Genomic DNA, 22,906 nt, shown 5'->3' on the forward strand with positions numbered 1-22,906 from the left:
TTCCTTATCTGACTTGTCGATGAGTAGTTGCGCTATGGCCCAACTACTCATCGACAACTCGATGGTGGGTCAGAGGTATTTTCCGTTGATCAAGAACTCGGTCAGTGCGGCGGCGCCGGAGCCGTCCTCGTCGACGACCTGCCGGCCGGCTTCCTTGGCGGGCTTGGGATTCGTGCTGGCCACCGCCGTCCACGCGTTCTCCAGGCCGACCTCGAGATCAAGATCAAGATCGTCCAACTCCCACTCCTCGACCGGCTTCTTCTTGGCCGCGAGGATGCCCTTCATCGACGGGTAGCGGGCCTCGCCGGACTGGTCGGTGACACTGACGATGGCCGGCAACGTGACCTCGACGGTCTGGCTGGCGGCATCGCCGTCGCGGCGGATGGTCGCGGTGTTGCCGTCCAGGCTCAAGGTGCCGCCGAAGGTCGCGGCCGGCCAGCCGAGCCGTTCGCTGATCATCGCCGGTACGACGCCCATGGTGCCGTCGGTGGACGCCATCCCGGCCACCACCAGATCGGGTTCGAGCTTGCGGATCGCGGCGGCCAGAATCGCGCTGGTGGCCGGTGCGTCGGAGCCGTGCACCGCCTCGTCGTTGATGTGTACGCCGCTGGTTGCGCCCATCTGCAGCGCCCGCTTGATCGCGTCGTCGGCGTCGTCGGGACCGAGAGTCAACGCGACCACCTCGACGTCCTCGCCGTCGTCGGCGATCTGGAGCGCCTGCTCGACCGCGTACTCGTCGAGCTCGGACAACAGGCCGTCGGTGGCCTCCCGGTCGACCGTGCCGTCCTCGGCGAAGCCCCGGTCACCGGTGGCATCAGGTACGTACTTGACCAGCGTGACGATCTTCATCTCTCGCCCTTCTTCGTCGACTCCGCGAGCTTGTTCGGACGCTCATATTACTCACCAGTAACCTGGCCCCGGCCGGCCTGGTCGCTGTCCGCACCGGCCTATGACCGCGACCCTATTGCCTGCTCCATCAGGATCGCCGCGGTGGGTTCGGAAAGGACCTGATGCTATGCCGCACCCCTGCGGGCACCGGAGCCGGGCAGGGCTACCGGACACTCTGCCGTGCCGCGTGAATCTGCCCCAAACGGGTGTCCCGCTGGGAAACGACTCTCGGGTGGCAGCAACGTCCGGCTGCACCTCGGGCCCGGGGACGTCGGCGGTCCGGGGACCTGAATATGAGGCGCCAGACGGTCAAAATCACCGGCGGACCACGAGTTTCTTGATCTGGTGCCTTGATCCCAGGGATCGATGCCGGACAAGCCAGTCCGCGCGAGCGGTTCCGCACGCTCCAGGGGAATCCGGCAGGTTCGCGATCACGCAAATGGCGCCCGGTGATCGATCCGCATCTGACACCGGGCTGACAGTGCTGAGGAGGTTTCTGGCGCTGGTCAGGTTCGTGGCAGCGCCGACGGCGATCGGGTTACCAGACCGATGCCATGACAGCAGCCGAGGTGATCCGAGCGGCGATGGAACTGTCGCCCATAGAGCGGAGGATGTCGCGCGGACACTGCTGGACAGCGTTGATGACAGCGGCGTCGATCAGGATGGGATCGACGAGACTTGGAAGACTGTGGTCGGTGACCGCATCAATGAGATCCGCAGCGATCGCCTGGCACGATCAGGGTGGTTTTGTCGCGGGCGGAATCTCAGCCTCTTGTCTTCGAATGGCGCGGCTGCTGGCCGGGAGGTGCCTCGCGTCCACTTGTGTGTACCGACGCGGTACGACGGTGACCAGTTGGCTCAGTGCCCTCCGCATGCGGCTCCGGCCGCCGATGATCAACCCTCGGTGATCTTGACCGGGGTGTCCAGGATGCGCCGATCGCCGACCTCACGCACGGCGCCGATGATCTCGATCTCGCCGGTCAGCGGGCGATCCTCGCTCGAGCGTCCGATCGACAACTCGATCGTGCCGGGATCGACGATCCGCCGGTAGTCCGGGCCGAGGTAGCTGAACCGGTCGGCATGCACGGTGAACGTGACCTTCCTGCGCTGACCCGGTTCAAGATCAACTCGGGCGAAGCCGATCAACTGCTTCAGCGGCCGGGTCACCCGGGCGACCGGATCGGCGGCGTACAACTGGACCACCTCGGAGCCGTGGCGGTCACCGGTGTTGATCACCGTGGCGGACACCTCGACGGTGCCGTCCGGGGCGATCTCGGTGCGGTCCAGCTCAAGATCATTCAGAGCGAAGTCGGTGTAGCCGAGGCCGTGTCCGAACGGATACAGCGGCCGCGGGTCGAGATTGGAGACACCGTCGCTGAACCAGCCCAGCGGCGGTGCCAGGTACGTGCCCGGCTGGCCGCCCGGGTGATCGGGGATGCCGATCGGCAACCGGCCGGCCGGGTTGATCCGGCCGGACAGCACCCCGGCCAACGCGGCACCGCCCTCGATGCCGGGCATGAACGCCTGGATCACCGCGGCGCTGCGCTCGGCCAGCCCGCCCAGCGCGTACGGACGGCCGGAGATCACCGTCAGCACCACCGGTGTACCGACCGCCAGCACCGCCTCGGCCAACTCCCGCTGCAGCCCTGGCAGCGACAGGTCGACGGAGTCGCACCCCTCACCCGAGGTGCCGTGGCCGAACATGCCGGCCCGGTCGCCGACGGTCAGCACCACGAGATCGGCGGACCGCGCCAACTCGACCGCCCCGGCGATGCCGGAGCGATTCTCGTCCTGGATCGGGACCCCGCCGGCCCAGGTCACCCCGGCCCGGTCGAACTCTGCGGACAGGGCCGTGACCAGGTCGTCGCCGGGCAGCCCGATCTCGCTGCTGCCCGCGCGGGACAGCACGTGGTTGGGGAAGGAGTAGCAGCCGAAGAACGTCCGGATGTCGCCACCGCACGGGCCGATCACCGCGATCTTGGCGCCGTCCGACGGCCGATACGGCAGCACCCCATCGTTGGCGAGTAAGATCACCGATCGTTCGGCGACCCGGCGGGCGATGTCGCGGTTTCGTGGGCTGTCAAGATCAACATCCGACAGCGTGGGATCCGGCGTCCAGTCGGCGTCGAGCAGACCCAACTCGATCTTGTGGGTGAGCACGCGGCGTACGGCAAGATCCAACTGCTGTTGGGAGATCAGGCCGTCCTTCAACGCCTGGCCGAGCCGGTGATAGGCACTGGTCTCGGGCAGTTCGACGTCCATGCCGGCGGCCAACGCCAGCGCGCCGGCCTCGGTCGGATCTCCGGCGACCCGGTGCATGGTGTGCAGGAACGGCACCGACCAGTAGTCGGAGACGACGGTACCGTCGAAGCCCCAGCGGTCACGCAGGGTGACCGTCAGCAGCTCGTGATCGGCGGCGACCGGCACCCCGTCCACGTCGGAATAGGAGTTCATCACCGACCGCACCCGGCCGAGACGGACCGCCATCTCGAAGCTCGGCAGCATCATCTCGCCGAACTCCCGGCGCCCCATCGGCACCGGTGCGTGATTGCGTCCGGCCCGCGGCGCCGAGTAGCCGGCGAAGTGTTTCAGGGTGGCGATCACGCCGGCGCCCTGCAGACCCTGCACGTACGCGGTGCCCAGAGTGCCGGCCAGGTAGGGATCCTCGCCGATGGTCTCCTCGACCCGGCCCCAGCGGTAGTCGCGGACGACGTCCAGCAACGGCGCCAATCCCTGATGCACGCCGACCGAGGCCAGATCCGATCCGATCGCGGCGGCCATCTCCTTGATCAACTCCGGATCGAAGGTCGCTCCCCAGGCGATCGCTGCCGGGTAGACGGTGGCACCGTAGCTGGTGAACCCGGTGAGGCACTCCTCGTGCGCGATCGCCGGAATGCCGAAGCGGGACTGCTTGACCACGCGTCGCTGCAGCTCGCTCAATCGGGCCGCCCCGTCGGCCGGGCTGATCGGTGCGGTGCCGAAGACACGCGTCAGCTGACCGAGTCCGTGCTCGGCAGTCCGGTCGAAACCCCGGCGGCCGGCGTCGAAGACGGCCTGCATCGGGGCCACCTCACCGCTGGGCGACGTGTCCGAATCGGGGCCCGCGTGCACCGCGACCGGATCGGCCGCCTTGCTTTCGCCATCCTCCCGGTTGCTGTCACGCGGCCAGAAGCTGCCGAGTTGGCCGATCTTCTCCTCGACGGTCAGTTCGGCCAGCAGCCGGTCGACGCGTTCGGCGACAGGCAGGTCGGCGTCGTTCCAGCTGTGCACGGATCACTTCCCATCCAGCCACGGCCCGAATCCCTGTTGGGGCCGAAACTTTCGACACTGTTGCGAAATCCGACTCTAATGAGACGCGGTCCGGTCGTCAATCCGACCCGGCCGGGGCGGTGCTCTGCCGCTCGATCAGCCGGACGGCCAGGTCGATCCGGCGGCTGATCGGTTGTTCGCCCCGGGACATCGCCAGCACCATCGCGGTGGCCTGCACCGCCATCTCGTACAGCGGCTGCTCGATCGTGGTCAACGCCGGCCACACCCAGTCCGACAGCGGCAGATCGTCGTAGCCGACCACCGACAGGTCGGTCGGCACCTCGAGCCCGGCCTCGCGGGCGGCGCGCAGCACGCCGAGCGCCTGCAGATCGCTGCCGGCGAAGATCGCCGTCGGCCGATCGGACAACGCGAGCAGCTCGCGCCCGGCGGCGTACCCACTGTCGACGGTGAACCTGCCCTCGCGGATCAACGTCGAGTCCTCGGCGATGCCGGCGGTTCGCAGCGCGTCGGCGTAGCCGTCCATTCGGGCCCGGGCGCAGATGGTGTCGGTAGGACCGCTGACGGCCCCGATCCGCCGGTGTCCGAGATCGATCAGGTGCCGGGTGGCCAGCCGGCCACCGCTCCAGTTGTTGGAGCCGATCGACGCCAACGTCTCGTCGTCCTCGCCGACCGGATCCACCACCACGTACGGGATCTGCCGGGCATCCAACTGCGCTCGCTGATCGGCGGCGAGGTCGGAGAACACCATGATGATGCCGGCCGGTTGCCGATTCAGGACGGAATCGATCCAGGCCTGGCGCGGGCGGCGGGACGCACCGCATTCGCTCAGCACGACCTCGACGCCGACCTCGCGGGCGGCATCCTCCACCCCGCGGATCAACTCGATCGCCCACGGGTTGCCGAGCTCGTGGAAGACCAGATCGACCATCGGCACCGGGCTGCTGCTGGTCGCACGGCGGCGTCGATAGCCGCCCTGCCGGAGCAGCTTCTCGACCTTGGCCCGGGTCGCCGGCGACACGTCGTTGCGCCCGTTCAGCACCTTGGACACGGTCGGCACGGACACCCCGGCCTGCGCGGCGATGGCGGCGATCGTCACCCGCCCCTCGTCCGACGCCGAGCCAGGACCTGCCATGTTCACTCCCCTTGACGCTGGTGCGAGAACCCTACCGATCCCGACCAGGTCAGCCGTCGATCGCGCGCGAACCCAGATCCATCCAGTAGCGGCGCCCCGGATCGGCGGGATCGATCAGCACGTCGATGGTGCCGGTGCCCTGCAGCGCCTCGGCCGGATTCTGAGTGAGCAGGTCGCTGCGGAAGGTGTACTGCCGGCCGGTGGTCGGATCCTGCCAGCCGGCGAAGATCCGCCACGGGTTGCGGCCGTTGATCCGGACGTTCTGGATCCGGCGGACGTCCTGGATCCGGGCCGGGATCCGCATCCCCGACTCCTTCAGCCAGGCACGACGACGGGCACCCACAACCAGGCGGGACGCGAACACGGCGCCCAGGGCGCCGAACAGCAACCCGATTCCGGTGAAGATGATCGGCAGCAACCACAGGTCGCTGAAGCTGTCCACCCGCGCATGCCGCGGATCGTCCGGGTGGTAGAGCACACCGATCGACGCTCCGACGGTCGGCCGGGAGCTGTTGGCGTAGTCCGGTGTGAAGGTGATCTGACGACCGGTCGCGGTCGTGAACCTGACCACGGGGGTGTAAACGCGCTGGCATCCGCTGTTGCCTCCGCCCGTCCCGCGACGGGACGGCCTGTCCGAGCACGACAGGCTTTCCCGGACCTCGACCACGGTTCCGGTTGCGTGCACCGCGGAGCTGCGGAAGCTGATCGAGCTGACCCCCAGGAAGACTCCGACAGCGAGAAAGACGACGCCGAGAAGGCAGCCGAGGATCGCCACGATCCGCAGCACCACGCGCACAAGCCCTCCTTTTACCGCCCCACGAAACGAGCCTTACCCGGCCCGTGCTCGATGAAGGATGCCATACCCAGCTTGCGATCCTCGGTGTCGAACAGTGCAGCGAACAGGCGACGCTCGATCTCCAGGCCGGTCAGCAGGTCGACACCGGCACCGAGATCAACCGCCTCCTTGGCTGCGGCCAGCGCCAGCCGGGGACCGTCGACGAACTGCCGCGCCCACTCCACCGCGGTCGGGTAGACGTCGGCCGCCGGCACCACCCGGTCGACCAGCCCGATCCGCAACGCTTCCTCGGCGGGCACGAACCGGCCGGTGAAGATCAGCTCCTTGGCCCGGCCGACCCCGACCAGCCGGGTCAACCGTTGGGTGCCGCCCAGACCGGGGATCAGGCCGAGCTTGATTTCCGGCTGCCCCAGCGTCGCGTCCTCGGCGGCGATCCGGAGGTCTGCGCACAGCGCCAGCTCGCAGCCACCACCCAGGGCGTAGCCGTTGATCGCGGCCACGGTCGGCTTGGCCAGCTCGGCGACGGCCCGGAAACAGCCGACCAGCTCGCTGGATCGGGCGACCATGTCGGCGTGGCTGAGTGCCGCCATCTCCTTGATGTCGGCGCCGGCGGCGAACACCCTGTCGCCGCCGGTGATGACCACCGCGGCCACGTCGTCGCGGTCGCCGGCCTCCTCCGCGGCAGCCTTGATCCGGTCCTGGACGTCGAAGTTCAGCGCGTTCATCTTCGGGCGGTCGATGCGGAGCGTCGCCACCCCGTCCGCGACCTCCAGTCGCACTGGTGCGGGAACAGACTCGTCGGCTGAGGCATCCATGGCCGCATGCTAACCTCCCTCTTTCATGCGGTGGGTAGTTGATCATGGTGTCGGTGTGGTTGGTGCGGGGATGTGTTTGGAGTGGGTCGGGGCGCGATGATGTACCGCTTGGCGCTGCGGTGGCGGTTCTCCGGGGTCCTTGGGCTGGCCGGGTGGGGTGGGCCGAGTGGTTAGTCGAAGGCGGCGCGTATTCGGTGGAAGCCGTCGGCGATCTGGGCTGCCCAGCGCCAGGTCTTGTCGATGCGGAGTCGGGTTTGTCGGGCGGTGTGGGTGATCCGGGCGGCGACGTGGAGGACTCGGTAGCGGAACGTGGCGATCTCGCAACGGCCCAGAGAAGTGGAGTCGGCGAAGCCGATCAGTTGGGTCCAGCACACCAGGTCTGCGGCCATCAACACGACCTCCAGCCAGGCGACGTTTTCGTCCCAGCCGCGGCAGGGCAGGTTCCGTAGTCCGGCGGCCTTGGCCTGTCGGATCCGGTCCTCGACGCGGGCATGTTGACGGTGTCGCAGTTCCAGCCCGGCGACCTGGCCGGGCACAACGCCTGGGGCGGTGTCGGTGAGGAACCCGGTCACGCGTAACCCGTCGGCGTCGGCGAAGGTCAGTTGGGCGCCGGGATGGGGTCGTTCCTTCCGCAGGATCAACCGGGTCTGGTCGGGCCAGCCGGCCAGGTCGACCGCGCCGGTGACCTCGGCCACCCAGGCACCATCGCGGAGGCTGCCGTCGGCCTCGATGGCTGGATGCCAACACTGCTCGGGAATCACATCGACGATCTGTTGGACACCGAAGTGGATCCCATAGCCCAAAGAGAATCCGACGCCCCGGTCCCGGCAAGCCTGCGCGAAGTCGTGGGTCGAACCGGCCGCATCGGCCCGGGCCAACAGTCGTGGCGAGCCGGGATCTGTGGGCCGCGGCCGGACCCGCTCGGGCAGGCTGGCCAACGCCATGTCCAGCACCACCGCATGATCAGCGGCGGTGTTGGAGCCGGCATTGCCCGGCCGTAACAGCCCGGCCAGAGCTTCTCCGCCCGCGATCTCGGGCCGGTCCAGGAACGCCAACAACGGATGGAACCCGAAGGTCTTCTTCCAGGTCGGCTCGGCTGATTCCTTCTCACTGTGCGCGATCAGCAGCGAGGCATCGAAGTCGATCACCAACTCCTGGTCCAAGTCGGGGCCGCCACCGGCAGCCCAGGCCCGGTCCCGCGCCATCGCCCGAGCCTGACGCACCGCCTCGACATGGTCGGCATCGACCCGGTCCAGCACCCGCCAAGCGGTCGGCATCGAGGCCACCGGCCCGAACAAGTCTTCCCGATCGGCCAGCGTGCCGATCCCCGACACAGCGGTTGCCCCGTCAGCGACTGCGGCTGCCAGGTCGGCCAGCACCCGCCCCGGGGCATGGGTCCACGGTCCCCGATAGGTATCGGCCAACGCGGTGTTCAACGCCGCCACCAGGCCGGTATCGACGGCCAACTCCCGCACCATCTCCAACCCGGCATGAGACACCACACCGGTGCCGTCAGCGCTGACCCTGGGCCGTCTGCCGCGACGCTTGTTACCCTTCACCCTGGAAGTGCCTTCCTACTTGGGATCCTGGACTCTTCGACAAGCCCATTTTCCCTTACAGGACAGGCACTTCCGCCCTTCTCAACCCAGGTGTCGCAACCACCGCATGAAACACCGAGGCTAACGGGACACGCCGACAGGCCGCGCGGTCAGTCGACTTGCGCGGCTACGGCAGAATGACCGGTCGGGACATCCCCCGAGCTGACAAGGAACCGAGAGACCACGCATGACCCAGATCGACCTGCCGACACCGGACCAGACCGCGCTGCTAGGCGCCCAGATCCGCGACGGCGGTACGAGTTTCGGTCTGTGGGCGCCCCGGGCCACCCGGGTCGAGTTGGCGCTCGTGGACGAGGACCGAACCCAGCACAACCACGATCTGGAGCTCGGCCCGGACGGCGTCTGGAGTGGGCACGTACCCGACATCGGTGCCGAGCAGCGCTACGGATTCCGGGTGCACGGGGACTGGGCGCCGGAGGACGGACGCCGGTTCAACCCGGCCAAGCTGCTGCTGGACCCGTATGCCAGGGCGATCACCGGCGGTGTGGACTACAACGGCCCGATCTCCGACCACACCGCGGAGTCCGATTTCACCCCGGATCCGACCGACTCCTTCCAGGCGGTCCCGCTGAGCGTGGTGGTCGAGGACAGCCCGCCGCCGGACCCGATCGCCGAGCGGCGCAGCCTGGGTGACTCGGTGATCTACGAAACCCATGTCAAGGGCTACACCCAGCAGCATCCGCAGGTGCCCGAACATCTGCGCGGCACCTTCGCCGGACTCGGCTACTCGGCGGTCACCGACCATCTGGTCGGCCTGGGCGTGACCGCGGTCGAACTGCTGCCGATCCAGCATTTCGTCTCCGAACCGTTCCTGATCGGCCGCGGGTTGAGCAACTACTGGGGCTACAACACGCTCGGCTTCTTCGCGCCGCACGCCTCCTACTGCTCGGTGGGCACCATGGGCTCGCAGGTGCGGGAGTTCAAGGAGATGGTGACCGCGCTGCACCGGGCCGGTCTGGAAGTGATCTTGGACGTGGTCTACAACCACACCGGTGAGGGCGGCCACGAGGGACCGACGCTGTGTTTCCGCGGCATCGATCACGCCGGCTACTACCGGCTGACTCATGATCAGCGCAACGACTACGACGTGACCGGCTGCGGCAACTCCACCGACACCTCCAACCCCGGCGTGCAGCGGATGATCATGGATTCGCTGCGCTACTGGGTGACCGAGATGGGCGTGGACGGCTTCCGCTTCGATCTGGCCACCACGTTGATCCGGGACGGCCACCACGACGTCCGCCAAGATCATCCGCTGAAGGCGGCCATCGCCGAGGACCCGGTGCTGGCCGACATCAAGATCATCGCCGAACCGTGGGACGTCGGTCCGTACGGGTATCAGGTCGGCGGTTTCGGCAACGGCTGGAGCGAGTGGAACGACCGCTTCCGGGGCTTCGTCCGCGACTACTGGCGCGGCAACATCGGCGGCGTACAAGAGCTTTCCACGCGGCTGGCCGGCTCGCCGGACATTTTTGATCATGACGAACGGCCGGCCGATTCCAGCATCAACTTCGTCACCGCGCACGACGGTTTCACGCTCCGCGACCTGGTCAGCTACGACGTTAAGCACAACAAGGCCAACGGCGAGTCGAATCGGGACGGCACCGACGACAACCGATCGTGGAACTGCGGCTTCGAGGGCGAGACCGACGATCCCGGGATCAACGCGCTGCGTCATCGGCAGGCCAAGAACCTGATGGCCACCACCATCCTCGCCACCGGGGTGCCGATGATCACCGCGGCGGACGAGATCGGCCGCACCCAGGGCGGCAACAACAACGCGTACTGCCAGGACGGCCCGATCTCCTGGGTCAACTGGGACACCGCCGACGGCTGGCACGACCTGTACGAGTTGACCCAAACCATGCTGAAGCTGCGTCATGATCATCCGGTGCTGCGGCGGGAACGATTCCGGCACGGCGAGCAGGTGACCGGGCTGGACGGTGAACCGACCGGGCGCAAGGATCTGGCCTGGTTCGGCGGCTACCCGCATGATCATCTGGTCGAGCTGGGCACCGAGGAGTGGCAGGACGGCAGCCGGCGGACGCTGGGCATGTTTCTGACCGACGACCGCCCGGATCGAGAGGCCGAGGACGCGCTGCTGATCTGGTTCCACAGCGGCGACGACCCGGCGGACGTGCAGTTGCCGGGCGGACGGTGGGGCGACAGCTACACGGTGCTGGCGCACACCGGCACCGAGGACGAACTTCCGAACGATCCGGTGCCCGGCGACGGCATCCTGACCATCCCCGGGCGCACCGTGGTGGTGCTTTCGGTCCGGTAGCCGCGGCCTCGAAGGAGTAGCCGGGCTATTGCGGATCAGGTGGCGGAGCCGCCGACGACGATCTCGCCTGCTTGGTCATCAACCGAGTTGAGCTTCTCGAAGAAGTGGGGGGCGCGCTCGACCAGAGTGCCCGTTCGGTAGTAGGGATCGTCCGGCTGCAAGGGAAAGTCGACCGTCTTGCGCTCGATCGCGGACTCGTAGATCGCGGTCACCAACTCGATCGCGTTGCGGCCGTCGGTGCCGTCGATGGCCGGTCGGCGCCCTTCCGCGACGGCGGCCAGGAAGTCACCGATCTGGCCGGGATGGCCGGTCTTGGCCAGCGGCCGGTGGGCAGCCGCGACGGCGTCGAGCTCGGTGATCAACTGATCGTTGGCACCGCCCGGGAATCCGTTGGGCCGATGCCGATCGGCGGCCACGGACCAGGGTTGTGACACCCGGGCGTGCTGGCCCTGGATCACGATCGACTGCTGCTCACCGTGATGCACCGTCGAGCTGGTGAGCTCGGCCAGGCCGCGGTCGTACTGCAGGATCGCCACCGACAGGTCCTCGACCTCGGCGTTGTCGTGCTGGGCGTTGCTCATCACCGCGGTGACCGCCCGCGGACGGCCGAGCAGCCACAGGGTGAGGTCGATGTGGTGAATGGCGTGATTGAGGGTGCAGCCGCCGCCTTCGGTCGCCCACCTGCCCCGCCACCACAGGTCGTAATAGGGCAGCGAACGGGACCAGGCCGAATTGATCTGAGCGTGCGAGATGGTCCCGATCAGGCCGGAGTCGAGGACCTCCTTCAGACTCGCCATGTCGTCGCGGTAGCGATTCTGCGCAACGCTGCCGAGCAGCTTCCCGGAAGCCTCGGCCGCCGCGATCATCGCGTCGCACTCCTCCAGCGACGGCGCCATCGGCTTCTCCACCAGCACGTTCACGCCGGCGTTCAGCGCCAGAATCGTCATCGGGGCGTGGGCGTCCGGCGGGGTCGCGACGCTGACCAGGTCCAGCCATTCGGCGGCCAGCATCTCGGCGGCATCGGCGTAGACCCGTGCGTCCGGCAGGTCGAACTCGGCCCGCCTGGCCTCGGCCTTGCCGGGCACGATGTCGCAGAGCGCGACGACCTGGCATTGCTGCGGATGGTCCAGGTACCCGCGCAGGTGCGCGGCCGAGATTCCGCCGGTGCCGATGATGCCGACCTTGAGCATGGAGTTGCCTTCCCTGCTTGGACTACAAACGTTTGCAGCGTCGAACCTGTCAGACCGGGTACGCGACGGCAAGTCTTTCAGTTGATTTGCCACGTCATTCGGCAGCAGGGAGGGCGGCCAGCCCCAGCTCGGCGTCGCTGGCCAACTCGGGGTGATGCGGCACCACCCGGACGGTGTACCCGATCGCACCGGAGCGTTCGGTGTCCACCACACCCTGATAGCGGCGCACCCCGTCGGTCTGATCGACACCGTCGGTGATCCGATGGGTACGAATGTCGAACAACTCGTCGTCGGCACCGACGCGGCCGGTGATCAACTGCACCTCGATCTCGTCCGACCTCAACTCCCCCAGCCGGACCAGCGCACTGACCTCGATCTGGCTGCCGACCTGGACGGTCTCGCCGCCGAGACTCTCGACATGATCAACACTGACCTGCGACCAGAGATCGCGGACCCGCCGCTTCCAGACGGCGAGCTTCTCTGCTGCCTGCGGCGAGGAGTCGAGCCGGCGTGACGAGGCCGCGGCGGGCGCGTACAGCTGTTCGACGTAGTCGCGGACCATCCGCGAGGCCAGCACCTTCGGACCCAGCCCGGCCACCGTGTCGATCATGGTCTGCACCCACCGCTGCGGGACACCATGGCCGTCGGTGTCGTAGAACCTCATCACGATCTCGTTCTCGATCATGTCGTACAGCGACCGCGCTTCAAGATCATCACGCTGGGACGGGTCGTCGATCCCTTCTGCGGAAGGGATTGCCCAGCCGTAGGCCGGGTCGTACCACTCGTCCCACCAGCCGTCCCGGATGGACAGGTTGGCGGCACCGTTCAGCGCTGCCTTCATGCCGGAGGTGCCGCACGCCTCGTACGGCCGGAGCGGGTTGTTCATCCAGACGTCACAACCGGGATAGAGCGGCCGCGCCATCCCGATGTCGTAGTCCGGCAGGAAGACGATCCGATGCCGTACGGATTCCTGGTCGGCGAACTGCACCAACTGCTGGATCAGCGCCTTGCCGCCCTCGTCGTCGGGATGCGACTTGCCGGCGATCACGATCTGGATGGGCCGCTGCGGATCGGTCAGCAATCGCTTCAGGCGTTCGGGATCGCGCAACATCAACGTCAACCGCTTGTACGAGGGCACCCGCCGGGCGAAGCCGAAGGTTGCGACGTCGGGGTCGAGGACGTCGGCGGTCCAGTCGCTCGGCAGTCCACGGTTGCGGCAGCTGGCCGCAAGCCGTTCCCGGGCCATGTTGATCAGGTCCAGCCGCATGGTCCGCTTCAGTGCCCAGATGCTCTGCCGGTCGACGCGTTCCAGCCCGGCCCAGTCGTAGCCGTCCAGCACCGTGTCGCCGTCGCCCCGGGCCGATTCCAACATCTCCAGCAGTGCCGGATGCATCCAGGTCTCGTGATGGACACCATTGGTGATCGAGGTGATCGGCACCTCGGCGGTGTCGAAGAGTCGCCAGAGGCCGTGGAACATCTCCCGGGAGACTTCTCCGTGCAGCTTGGAGACTCCGTTGGCGCGCTGGGCCAGCCGGAAACCCATCACGGCCATGTTGAACCGGCCCGGATCGCCACCGTCGTAGTCCTCCGCCCCCAGCGCCAGCACCCGATCCATCGGCAGCGGCTGGTAATGCTCGAAGTAGCGGCGGATCAGGTCCCGGTCGAATCGGTCGATGCCGGCCGGCACCGGGGTGTGGGTGGTGAACACGGTGCCGGCGCGGGTCTCCTCCAGGGCCGCGTCGAAGTCGAGCACCGGATGATCATGATCACCGGTGAGAAACTCGCGAATCCGTTCCAGGCCGAGGAATCCGGCATGTCCCTCGTTGGTGTGGAAGACCTGCGGAGCCGGCGTGCCGGTGTTGGCGCAGTAGGCGCGGATGGCGCGTACGCCGCCGATGCCGAGCAGGATCTCCTGGGCCAGCCGATGATCGGGACCACCGCCGTACAGCCGGTCAGTGACGTCGCGATCGCTACCGGTGTTGGACTCCACGTCGGAGTCCAGCAACAGCAGCGGGACGCGTCCGACCTGAGCCAGCCAGACCTGGGCGTGCAGGGTACGGCCGTCCAGCGGCACCTCGATGACCACCGGCCGGGCCGGATCGGACTGATCACGCAACAGCCGCAACGGCAGGCTGTTCGGATCGATCATCGGGTAGCGCTCCTGCTGCCAGCCGGAGGCGTTCAGCGACTGGGTGAAGTAGCCGTGCCGATAGAGCAGGCCGACCCCGATCACCGGTACGCCGAGATCACTGGCCGCCTTCAGATGATCACCGGCCAGGATGCCCAGCCCGCCCGAATACTGCGGCAGCACCTCGGTGATGCCGAACTCGGGCGAGAAGTAGCCGATCCCCCGCGGTGCGTCCGGCTGACCGGCCGCCCATTCCTGATACCAGCGGTCGGCCTGCAGGTAGTCGGCGAGATCGGCCTGCGCCAGCTCCAGACTGCGCAGGAACCGGCGATCGCCGGCCAGCTCGGTGAGCCGGTCGGACCCGACCTCGGACAGCAGCTTGATCGGATCGTGCCGGGTCCGCGCCCACAGCTGTGAATCGATGCTGGCGAACAGCTCCCGGGTGTCGGCATGCCAGCACCACCGCAGGTTCAGAGCCAGCTCGGCCAGGGCAGTCAACGGCTCCGGCAGGACCGGCCGGACAGTGAATCGACGAATCGCGCGCACGCGCACACAGTAGGGGTTGCGGATCGGGTTTGCAGGCCGATCGGCCCAGCACCCTACGATGAGCCGGTGCCGAACCGACCCGGACCGCCTCCGATCACAGCAGACGCCGCATCAGCAACTGCCCTGCTGGGCTTCGATCCTGCCGAACTGCGCAACACATACGCGGTGATGCGGCACGGGCAGAGCCATCCCAACGTGGCCGGTGTGATCGTCTGCCGGCCGGACGCGGGGATCGATCCTGCCAACGGTCTGACCGAACTGGGACGGCAGCAGGCGCGGGACGCTGCGTTGCTCTGGACCGAGGACCAGGACCGGCCGCCGGTGATCATCTCCTCGGACTTCACCCGTGCCCTCGAGACCGCCGAGGAACTGCGCACGATCACCGGTGCCGATCCGGTGATCATCGACGTACGACTGCGCGAACGTGACTTCGGCAGCTACGACGGCGGGCCGGTCAGCGGCTACGACGAGGTCTGGGCCGCCGACGCCGCAGGCACCTGCATCCACGGCATCGAATCGGTTGCCGACGTTCTCGCGCGGACCGCGGAGTTGATCAAGGAGCTGGATGCTCGTTACCAAGATCAACAAATCGTCCTGGTCTCACACGGCGACACCGCCCAGATCACCATCGCCGCCTTCGCCGGCGTGCGTCCCGATCAGCACCGCTCCCTGCCCGGCCTGGGCAACGCCGAGATCCGCCCCCTCACCGGAGAGCACTGACCGAGCTCGCCGCCGGCCCTGCCAAGTGTTGCTTGCTGTCAGCGGCAATCTGCCGGGACATGCACCGTGAATGACCCCGATCGCAGCCATCTCGCCGGCAGATTCTCGGCGGGCCGGCGGGGGCGGCGACGTCCCGAGGTGGGGACGAATGCTGTCCGCGGGACGCGCGTCGCCACTAAGGTCGGCGGTGTGACGGTTCCAGGAGCTCGACGCGCGCAGCCCGGTCAAGGGACGACGATCGGCCGGATTCCGGTGATCAAGCCCTCTCCGGTGGTCGAGAACGGCGCCTTTCCCGCCAAGGCGGCGATCGACGAGTTGTTCAGTATCGAGGCCACGGTCTTCCGCGAGGGCCACGATGCGGTCGGCGCCCAGGTCGTGTTGACCGATCCCGACGGCGCCAGCAGCGTACGGCCGATGCGTCCGGTGCCGCCGGCCGGTTTCGACCGCTGGGGCGCACGGGTTGGACTGGACCGGCTCGGCAGCTGGCGGTTCCGGATCGAGGCGTACGACGATCCGTTCGAGACCTGGCTGCACAACGCGAAGATCAAGATCCCGGCCGGCATCGACGTCGAACTGATGTGTGCCGAGGGACGGGAACTGTTCGAGGAGGCCGCCGGCATCGCCCGCGCCGCCGGTGATGCCGCCGCGGTCGAGTTGCTGTCCAGCGCGGCCCGATTCCTCGGCGTCGCGGTCCAGGTCGAAGATCGACTTGCCCGGGCTCGCACCGACGACGTACTGGCGGCGATGGCCGTCCACAAGCCACGCCGACTGCTCACCACGACACCGGAGTATCCGATCTTCTGCGATCGGCGGCGGGCCCTCTTCTCGTCCTGGTACGAGTTCTTCCCGCGTTCCATCGGCGCGCACCGATCTGCCAGCGGGCATTGGGTCTCCGGCACGTTCGCCACCGCACAGGAACGGCTGGAAGCTGCCGCCCGGATGGGCTTCGACGTGGTGTACCTGCCGCCCATCCATCCGATCGGCTACAGCTATCGCAAGGGTCGCAACAACACCCTGCAACCAGGTCCGGAGGATCCCGGTTCACCGTGGGCGATCGGCAACGCCGACGGTGGCCACGACGCGATCCATCCCGAACTCGGCACCTTCGACGACTTCGACGAGTTCGTCCGCACAGCCAGGAGCCTGGGCCTGGAGGTCGCGATGGACTTCGCTCTGCAGGCGTCGCCCGACCATCCGTGGGTGCAAGATCATCCGGAGTGGTTCAGCAAGCGGATCGACGGCAGCATCGCCTACGCCGAGAACCCGCCGAAGAAGTATCAGGACATCTACCCGATCAACTTCGACCAAGATCAGGACGGCATCTACGCCGAGTGCCTGCGCTTGATCAACTTGTGGGTCGATCACGGCGTGACGATCTTCCGGGTGGACAATCCGCACACCAAGCCGGTCGACTTCTGGGCCTGGCTACTGGCCGAGGTACGCCGTACGAATCCGGAGGTGATCTTCCTCGCCGAGGCGTTCACCCGTCCGGAGATGATGCACACCCTGGGCAAGATCGGCTTCCACCAGAGCTACAGCTATTTCACCTGGCGCAACGAGAAGTGGGAGATCATCGAGTACCTGACCGAGCTCAGCACCCAGACCGACGGCTTCCTGCGGCCGAACTTCTTCGTCAACACTCCGGACATCCTGCCGACCTTCCTGCAGTCCGGTTCACCGACCGCGTTCACCATCCGCGCGGTCCTGGCCGCGACGCTGTCCTCGAACTGGGGCGTCTACTCCGGTTTCGAACTCTACGAGCACACCCCGTTGCGGCACGGCTCGGAGGAGTACCTGAACTCGGAGAAGTACGAGTACCGGCCGCGCGACTTCGCCGGTGCCGAGGAACGCGGAGAGTCGCTCGCGCTGCTGCTGGGCAGGCTGAACGAACTCCGCCGCGAACATCCCGCCCTGCAGCAGGTGCGCGATCTGCACTTCCACACCACGCCGCATGATCAGGTGCTCGCCTACTCCAAGCGTGTCGGTGACGACCTGATCATCGTCGTCTGCAGCCTCGACCCGCATCAGGTCGCCGAGACCGAAGTCTTCCTGGACATGTCCGCGCTCGGCTTCGATGATCATGACGTGCTAGAAGTCCATGATCAACTTTCCGGCCGGAGGTGGCGCTGGGGCCAGCGTAATTACGTCCGGCTCACCCTCGAGGATCCGGCGCACATCCTGACCGTCACGCCACCGAGTGCGGTGACACCGTCTGCTACCCGACCCGACACCTCCACAGCGAAACCTTCCGGTTCGGGCGCCTCATGATCAATGGGCGGTTGATCGACCATCTCACCTCCGCCCGGTGGTTCGGCGGCAACCGTCGAACCGCCCGGGTGTCGGGGACATTCCCGCTGCCCTGGCTCCGCGAGCCCGGCAACTGGCCCGCCGTCCGGCTGGAGATCGCCCGGATCGTCTACCAGGACAGCGATCTCACCGATCTCTACCAACTGTTGATCAGCTATCACCCGGACCACGATCCGGGCGACGCGTTGCTGATCATCGACGATCCCGACCACGGTCGGCTGGCGGGTGTCGACGCAACCGAGGATCCGGCCGCGCATCAGGCGTTGCTGGACGTGATCATCGGTGCGGTGCGGGGGTCGAGTCCTGGTCCTTCGACAAGCTCAGCTCCCTCGGGAGGCAGCCCCGCGAGTGCCGGTGCCGACCTCGTGCCGCGGCTACTGGACGGGTCCGGATTGCAGCCGTCGCTGCCGTCGCAGGTTTTCGGCGGAGAACAGTCCAACACGTCGATCGAGTACGCCCACAAGGTGATCTTGAAATTGTTCCGCCATCTGCACCCGGGACGCAATCGGGACATCGAGACGCTCGCGGCCCTGACCCGCGCCGACTGCCCGGACGTGCCCGCCCTGCGTGGCTGGTTGGAGGGGCGATGGGTGACGGAGGCGGGCGATGAACCGGTCACGGCCGATCTGGCGATGCTGACCACGTACATCCCCCGATCTCGTGACGGTTGGGAATTCGCACTGGCCGAATACCGGCTCGATCACGACTTCACCGGTCCTGCCCACGACCTCGGCCACTCCTTGGCACGGGTACACGCGGAACTGCGCCGGCAGTTCCCGGCGAACGAACTGGGCGGCGACCAGGTCGCGACGACGATGCGGCAGCGGCTGACCGCGGCGTTGGCCGAGGTGCCCCAGTTGGTCGGCGATCAGCCGAGGTTGACCACGATCTTCGAGTCCCTGCTCGGCCGGCGCGTGGCCGTGCAACGCGTGCACGCCGATTTCCACCTCGGCCAGGCCCTGCACACACCCGACGGCTGGAAGATCATCGACTTCGAGGGCGAACCGGCCACCTCGGACGCCGATCGATCCCGGCCGGACAGCGTCTGGCGCGATGTCGCCGGTGCCCTGCGCTCCTTCGACTACGTCGCCGCGCACGACCACGTACTGCATTCCCGGGCGATCGCGTCCTCCTGGGTCACCGCCTGCCAGCAAGCCTTCCTGGACGGCTACGGCAAGGGCGCGAGCCGGACCGTCGACCGCGACCTGTTGCGTGCCTACCTTGCCGACAAGGCGATCTACGAGACCGTCTACGAGGCCCGACATCGTCCCGACTGGCTGCCGATCCCGCTGGCCGCCGTGGCCGGCCTGTCGCCATGATCAGCAGTGGCGCATGATCAGAAATGGCATGGAGATCATCCGACGAACACCGATCAGCACCGAAGGAGAGGATGCGCTATGGCGATCGATCCGGCCGGAGGTTTGACGGGAATCGCGTTGAGCGGATTCGGTCAGGGCCACGACACCGAGTGCTGGAAGCGGCTCGGAGCGGTGGAGTTGACCCAGTCCGACAGCGAGCGCGGACAGGTCCTGGGCACCCGCTTCTCCGTCTGGGCGCCGAACGCCAAGGCGGTCCGGGTGGTCGGCGACTTCAACGCCTGGAGCGGCCATGATCATCATCTCGACCGAGTGCCCGGCACCGGTGTCTGGGCGCTGTTCGTAGAGGGTGTGAGCACCGGCGCGTTGTACAAGTTCGAGGTGCTGGGCGCCGACGACGTCTGGCGGCTGAAGGCCGATCCGATGGCCCGCTTCTGCGAGGCCGCACCGCACAACGCATCGATCGTCTACAACAGCCAGTACGTCTGGACCGATGATCACTGGCTGACTCATCGGGCCGATCAGCCGGCCTACCGGAGCCCGATGTCGATCTACGAGGTCCACCTCGGGTCCTGGCGACGTGGTCTGGGTTACGTCGAACTGGCGCGTCAGCTGGTCGAGTACGTCAGCTGGCAGGGGTTCACCCACGTCGAGTTCATGCCGCTGGCCGAGCACCCGTACGAGGGTTCCTGGGGTTATCACGTGACCGGCTACTTCGCTCCGGTCTCCCGTTTCGGTTCACCGGACGAACTGCGTTATCTCGTTGATCAACTGCATGCCGCCGGCATCGGAGTGATCATGGACTGGGTGCCGGGCCACTTCGCCACCGACCCGTGGGCGTTGCAGCGCTTCGACGGCACCGCGCTCTACGAGCACGAGGATCCCCGGCTGGGCTGGCATCCGGACTGGGGTTCCTACATCTTCAACCTGGGCCGCAACGAAGTCCGCAGCTTCCTGTTGTCCAACGCCTACTACTGGTTGGACGAATTCCACCTGGACGGCCTGCGGGTCGACGGTGTCGCCTCGATGCTCTACCTGGACTACTCCCGCGGCCCGGGCGAGTGGGTGCCGAACATCTACGGCGGCAACGAGAACCTGGACTCGGTGTCCTTCCTGCAGGCGATGAACTCCGACGTCTACCGGCGCAAGCCCGGAATCGTCACGGTGGCTGAGGAATCCACCTCCTGGCCGGGCGTCACCCGCAGTGTTGATCATGGCGGACTCGGCTTCGGCTTCAAGTGGAACATGGGCTGGATGAACGACTCGTTGCGTTACTACGGTCGCAATCCGGTGCACCGGCAGTATCACCATCACGAGATGACCTTCGCGATGGCGTACGCCTACTCGGAGAATTTCGTGCTGCCGATCAGCCACGACGAAGTCGTGCACGGCAAGGGATCGATGTACGAGCGCGCGCCGGAGGACGAGTGGCGCAAGTTCGCCACCCTGCGTACCTTCTACGCCTTCATGTGGTCCCATCCGGGCAAGAAGTTGATCTTCATGGGCACCGAGTTCGGCCAACGGCGCGAATTCGACGACCAGCGCGGCGTCGACTGGTACGACTCCGAGCAGTGGGGGCATCGCGGTGTCCAGTTGTTGATCAAGGACCTGAACCGGGTCTACCGTGCCCATCCGGCGCTGTGGAAGCACGATCATGATTCGTCCGGCTTCCGCTGGATCGACGCCGACGATCACGGCGGCAACACGTTCTCCTTCCTGCGCATGGATCCCGGCGACGACGGCGCCGGACAGGTGGTGGCCGCGGTGATCAACTTCTCGCCCGACCCGCGCTACGACCTGCGGATCGGGCTTCCGGCGGAGGGCCGGTGGACGGAGATCCTGAACACCGACGCGGAGCTCTACGACGGCACCGGGCAATTCGGCAACCTCGGCCAGGTGACCGCCTACCCCACCCCGAGCCACGGCTTCGATCACAGCGCCACCGTCACCGTGCCGCCGTTGGGCGCGGTCTGGTTCCGGTTCGATCCCGAGCACCCGATCGAGGATCCGGAGCCGATCCTGAACGACATCGCCGGCTCGATCGCCCCGTCCGGCGCCACAGCCGCCGAGCCTGTCGAAGGACCGGAGGAGCACTGAGCCGGTGGCGACGGAATTCAAGATCAATATCGACATCGACGCGCACGGCGTCGGAAGGCTGACCATCGCGGGCGGCGCCGGCGTGGACCGGGAGTCGTTGACGCAGGCGATCGGGATGGCGGCCGAGGACGCCCTGACCGTCCGCGGTGCGTACCGGATCGAGGCCGACCCGGCCGAAGATGATCATCGGGCCCGGTGGGCGCTGGTCCGGTCGGGCTTCCGGCTGGAGGGCCGGCGTCGGCAGGCGATCGAGACCGAAGATCATCGGCACGTCGACGAGTTGATCTTCGCCCGGCTCGCCGCCGACGTGATCGGCGGGCCGGACGGCTTCTCCGCGGTGGCCAATTCGACCATGCCGCGCAAACGGCTGATCGCCCACGTGCTGATGCGCGACGAGCTCGGCCGCGTGCTGCTCTGCGAGACGACGTTCAAGCGCGACTGGGAATTACCCGGAGGCGTCGTCGAGCCGGGCGAGTCGCCGCGGCTGGGCGCGATCCGTGAGGTCCGCGAGGAGCTCGGGTTCGATCTCGAGGTCGGAGGTCTGCTGGCAGTCGACTGGATGCCGCCCTACCTCGGCTGGGACGACGCGCTGGAGTTGATCTTCGACGGCGGGGTGGTGACCGAGCAGGAGATGGCCGGCTATCGGCTTGATCCGCAGGAGATCAGGGCCGTCCGGCTGATCGATCTCGCCCAGGCCGAACCGCACCTGACCCCGTTGTCGTTCCGGCGGCTGACCGCGATCACCGCGCTGGGCAATGGCCGTACCTTGATCATGGAGGACGGCCGCCCGCTCTGAGCTTCGGCGAATCGGACGTCAGAACAGGGCAGCCATCAGGTCGCGGCGGGCCTTCTGCACCCGGGGATCGCTGTTGCCGACGGTCTCGAACAGCTCCAGCAACCGGACCCGTACGGTGTTGCGATCGTCGCCGGCGGTCTTCTTGATCACCGCGATCAGCCGGGCGAAAGCCTCCTCCACCCGGCCGGTGGCGACCTCGGCATCGGCCGCGGCGAGTTGGGTGTCGATCGGTGCGTCCGGAGCCGCGGCGGCGGCGATCAGCGCTTGCGGATCGGCGTCGGCGGTACGCAACAGCAGGCTGGCCTGAGCCTTGCCGGCCTCGGCCTCGGCGTCCTTCGGATTGGCCTGCAGCAGCTTGTCGAACTCCTCCACCGCGGCGGCGTAGTCACCGCGGGCCAGCGCCTCGTCGGCGGCCGCGAAGCGCGGATCCGGTTCGTCGCTGTCCGCCTCGGCCAACGCCGCGCGGGAAACCGGCTCGGCCCGGCCGGCGATGCCGTTGGCCAGCGCTGCCTTCAGCAGCTCGTCGACCAGTTGCTTGAGTTGATCCTTGGGCAGTACGCCCTGGGCCAAGCCGACCGGCTGACCCTGCAGGAGCCCACCGACCGCCGGGATGCCCTGCACACCGAACGCCTGGGCCAGCGCCTGCGCCAGCTGCGGTGCGGAGTCCATGTCCACCCGGGCGACGGAGAATTTCCCGCCGCTCTCGGAGGCCAGCTCGTCCAGCGAGGCCGCCATCTGCTGCTCCGCCGGCACCCGCGAGATCGAGGTCAGCTCGACGATGATCGGATACTGCAGCGACTTGCGTGCCTCGGCCTCGAAGTTCTGCTCGGTCAGCTCGACCAGGTACGAGGCCCCGGCGGCGCCCGCAGGCGCCCCTTGACCCGCGACAGTGCCCGCAGCGGGCTGGCTCTGCTGCGCCTTGGCGGCGAGATCGGACAGGTCGATGGCACCACGAGGATTGCTCGGCGTCGGACTCATGGGGATCATCCTGCCAAAGCCCGG

15 protein-coding genes are annotated in these 22,906 nt (G+C 67.4%); 6 read left to right on the plus strand and 9 right to left on the minus strand.

What is annotated here, in order from left to right; genetic code table 11:
• Positions 1–69: 69 nt before the first annotated feature.
• The 6 genes from FOE78_RS14680 to FOE78_RS14705 all read right to left on the minus strand — a co-directional run bounded on the left by FOE78_RS14680 (position 70) and on the right by FOE78_RS14705 (position 8,460).
• Positions 70–849, minus strand: a complete 780-nt coding sequence (locus FOE78_RS14680; RefSeq protein ID WP_143986961.1) for an electron transfer flavoprotein subunit beta/FixA family protein — start codon at positions 847–849, stop codon at positions 70–72.
• Positions 850–1,782: 933 nt separating this feature from the next.
• Positions 1,783–4,158 carry a glycoside hydrolase family 3 N-terminal domain-containing protein gene (locus tag FOE78_RS14685; RefSeq protein ID WP_143986962.1) on the minus strand — a complete coding sequence of 792 codons (2,376 nt, stop codon included), beginning with the start codon at positions 4,156–4,158 and terminating at the stop codon, positions 1,783–1,785.
• Between the two features lie 97 nt (positions 4,159–4,255).
• The gene (locus FOE78_RS14690) at positions 4,256–5,290 is read right to left on the minus strand and encodes a LacI family DNA-binding transcriptional regulator (protein ID WP_143986963.1); all 1,035 of its coding nucleotides are present in this window, start codon (positions 5,288–5,290) and stop codon (positions 4,256–4,258) included.
• Positions 5,291–5,339: 49 nt separating this feature from the next.
• On the minus strand, positions 5,340–6,086 hold the full coding sequence (locus FOE78_RS14695) for a DUF3592 domain-containing protein (protein WP_143986964.1): 747 nt from the start codon (positions 6,084–6,086) through the stop codon (positions 5,340–5,342).
• Between the two features lie 11 nt (positions 6,087–6,097).
• Positions 6,098–6,901, minus strand: a complete 804-nt coding sequence (locus FOE78_RS14700; RefSeq protein WP_143986965.1) for an enoyl-CoA hydratase/isomerase family protein — start codon at positions 6,899–6,901, stop codon at positions 6,098–6,100.
• Positions 6,902–7,071: 170 nt separating this feature from the next.
• Positions 7,072–8,460 (minus strand): IS1380 family transposase, encoded by a 1,389-nt coding sequence (locus tag FOE78_RS14705; RefSeq protein ID WP_143986966.1) that lies wholly within the window; start codon positions 8,458–8,460, stop codon positions 7,072–7,074.
• 226 nt (positions 8,461–8,686) lie between these two features.
• Between FOE78_RS14705 and glgX the strand changes: the two genes are divergently transcribed.
• Complete coding sequence (gene glgX / locus FOE78_RS14710; protein WP_143986967.1) at positions 8,687–10,804, plus strand: glycogen debranching protein GlgX; 2,118 nt, start codon at positions 8,687–8,689, stop codon at positions 10,802–10,804.
• Between the two features lie 35 nt (positions 10,805–10,839).
• Here the strand turns inward: glgX and FOE78_RS14715 are convergent, their stop codons facing one another.
• The gene (locus FOE78_RS14715; RefSeq protein WP_143986968.1) at positions 10,840–11,994 is read right to left on the minus strand and encodes a Gfo/Idh/MocA family protein; all 1,155 of its coding nucleotides are present in this window, start codon (positions 11,992–11,994) and stop codon (positions 10,840–10,842) included.
• Positions 11,995–12,088: 94 nt separating this feature from the next.
• Complete coding sequence (gene glgP, locus FOE78_RS14720) at positions 12,089–14,668, minus strand: alpha-glucan family phosphorylase (protein WP_143986969.1); 2,580 nt, start codon at positions 14,666–14,668, stop codon at positions 12,089–12,091.
• Between the two features lie 66 nt (positions 14,669–14,734).
• Here glgP and FOE78_RS14725 point away from each other — a divergent pair, with 66 nt between their 5' ends.
• The 5 genes from FOE78_RS14725 to FOE78_RS14745 all read left to right on the plus strand — a co-directional run bounded on the left by FOE78_RS14725 (position 14,735) and on the right by FOE78_RS14745 (position 21,904).
• Entirely contained in the window at positions 14,735–15,388 is a 654-nt protein-coding gene (locus tag FOE78_RS14725; protein WP_168207531.1) for a histidine phosphatase family protein, read from the plus strand.
• A 189-nt stretch (positions 15,389–15,577) separates the two neighbouring features.
• On the plus strand, positions 15,578–17,656 hold the full coding sequence (locus tag FOE78_RS14730; RefSeq protein WP_228265839.1) for an alpha-1,4-glucan--maltose-1-phosphate maltosyltransferase: 2,079 nt from the start codon (positions 15,578–15,580) through the stop codon (positions 17,654–17,656).
• Positions 17,653–19,014 (plus strand): maltokinase N-terminal cap-like domain-containing protein, encoded by a 1,362-nt coding sequence (locus FOE78_RS14735; RefSeq protein WP_143986972.1) that lies wholly within the window; start codon positions 17,653–17,655, stop codon positions 19,012–19,014. The genes FOE78_RS14730 and FOE78_RS14735 overlap by 4 nt, the downstream gene beginning before the upstream one ends.
• Positions 19,015–19,092: 78 nt before the next feature.
• On the plus strand, positions 19,093–21,108 hold the full coding sequence (glgB, locus tag FOE78_RS14740) for a 1,4-alpha-glucan branching protein GlgB (protein WP_143986973.1): 2,016 nt from the start codon (positions 19,093–19,095) through the stop codon (positions 21,106–21,108).
• 4 nt (positions 21,109–21,112) lie between these two features.
• Positions 21,113–21,904 (plus strand): NUDIX hydrolase, encoded by a 792-nt coding sequence (locus FOE78_RS14745; protein ID WP_143986974.1) that lies wholly within the window; start codon positions 21,113–21,115, stop codon positions 21,902–21,904.
• An 18-nt stretch (positions 21,905–21,922) separates the two neighbouring features.
• Here FOE78_RS14745 and FOE78_RS14750 read toward each other — a convergent pair whose 3' ends face one another.
• Entirely contained in the window at positions 21,923–22,882 is a 960-nt protein-coding gene (locus FOE78_RS14750; protein WP_168207533.1) for a tetratricopeptide repeat protein, read from the minus strand.
• Positions 22,883–22,906: the final 24 nt, after the last annotated feature.

Origin of the sequence: Microlunatus elymi (assembly GCF_007362775.1) — a bacterium.
Classification (GTDB): Bacteria; Actinomycetota; Actinomycetes; order Propionibacteriales; family Propionibacteriaceae; genus Microlunatus; species Microlunatus elymi.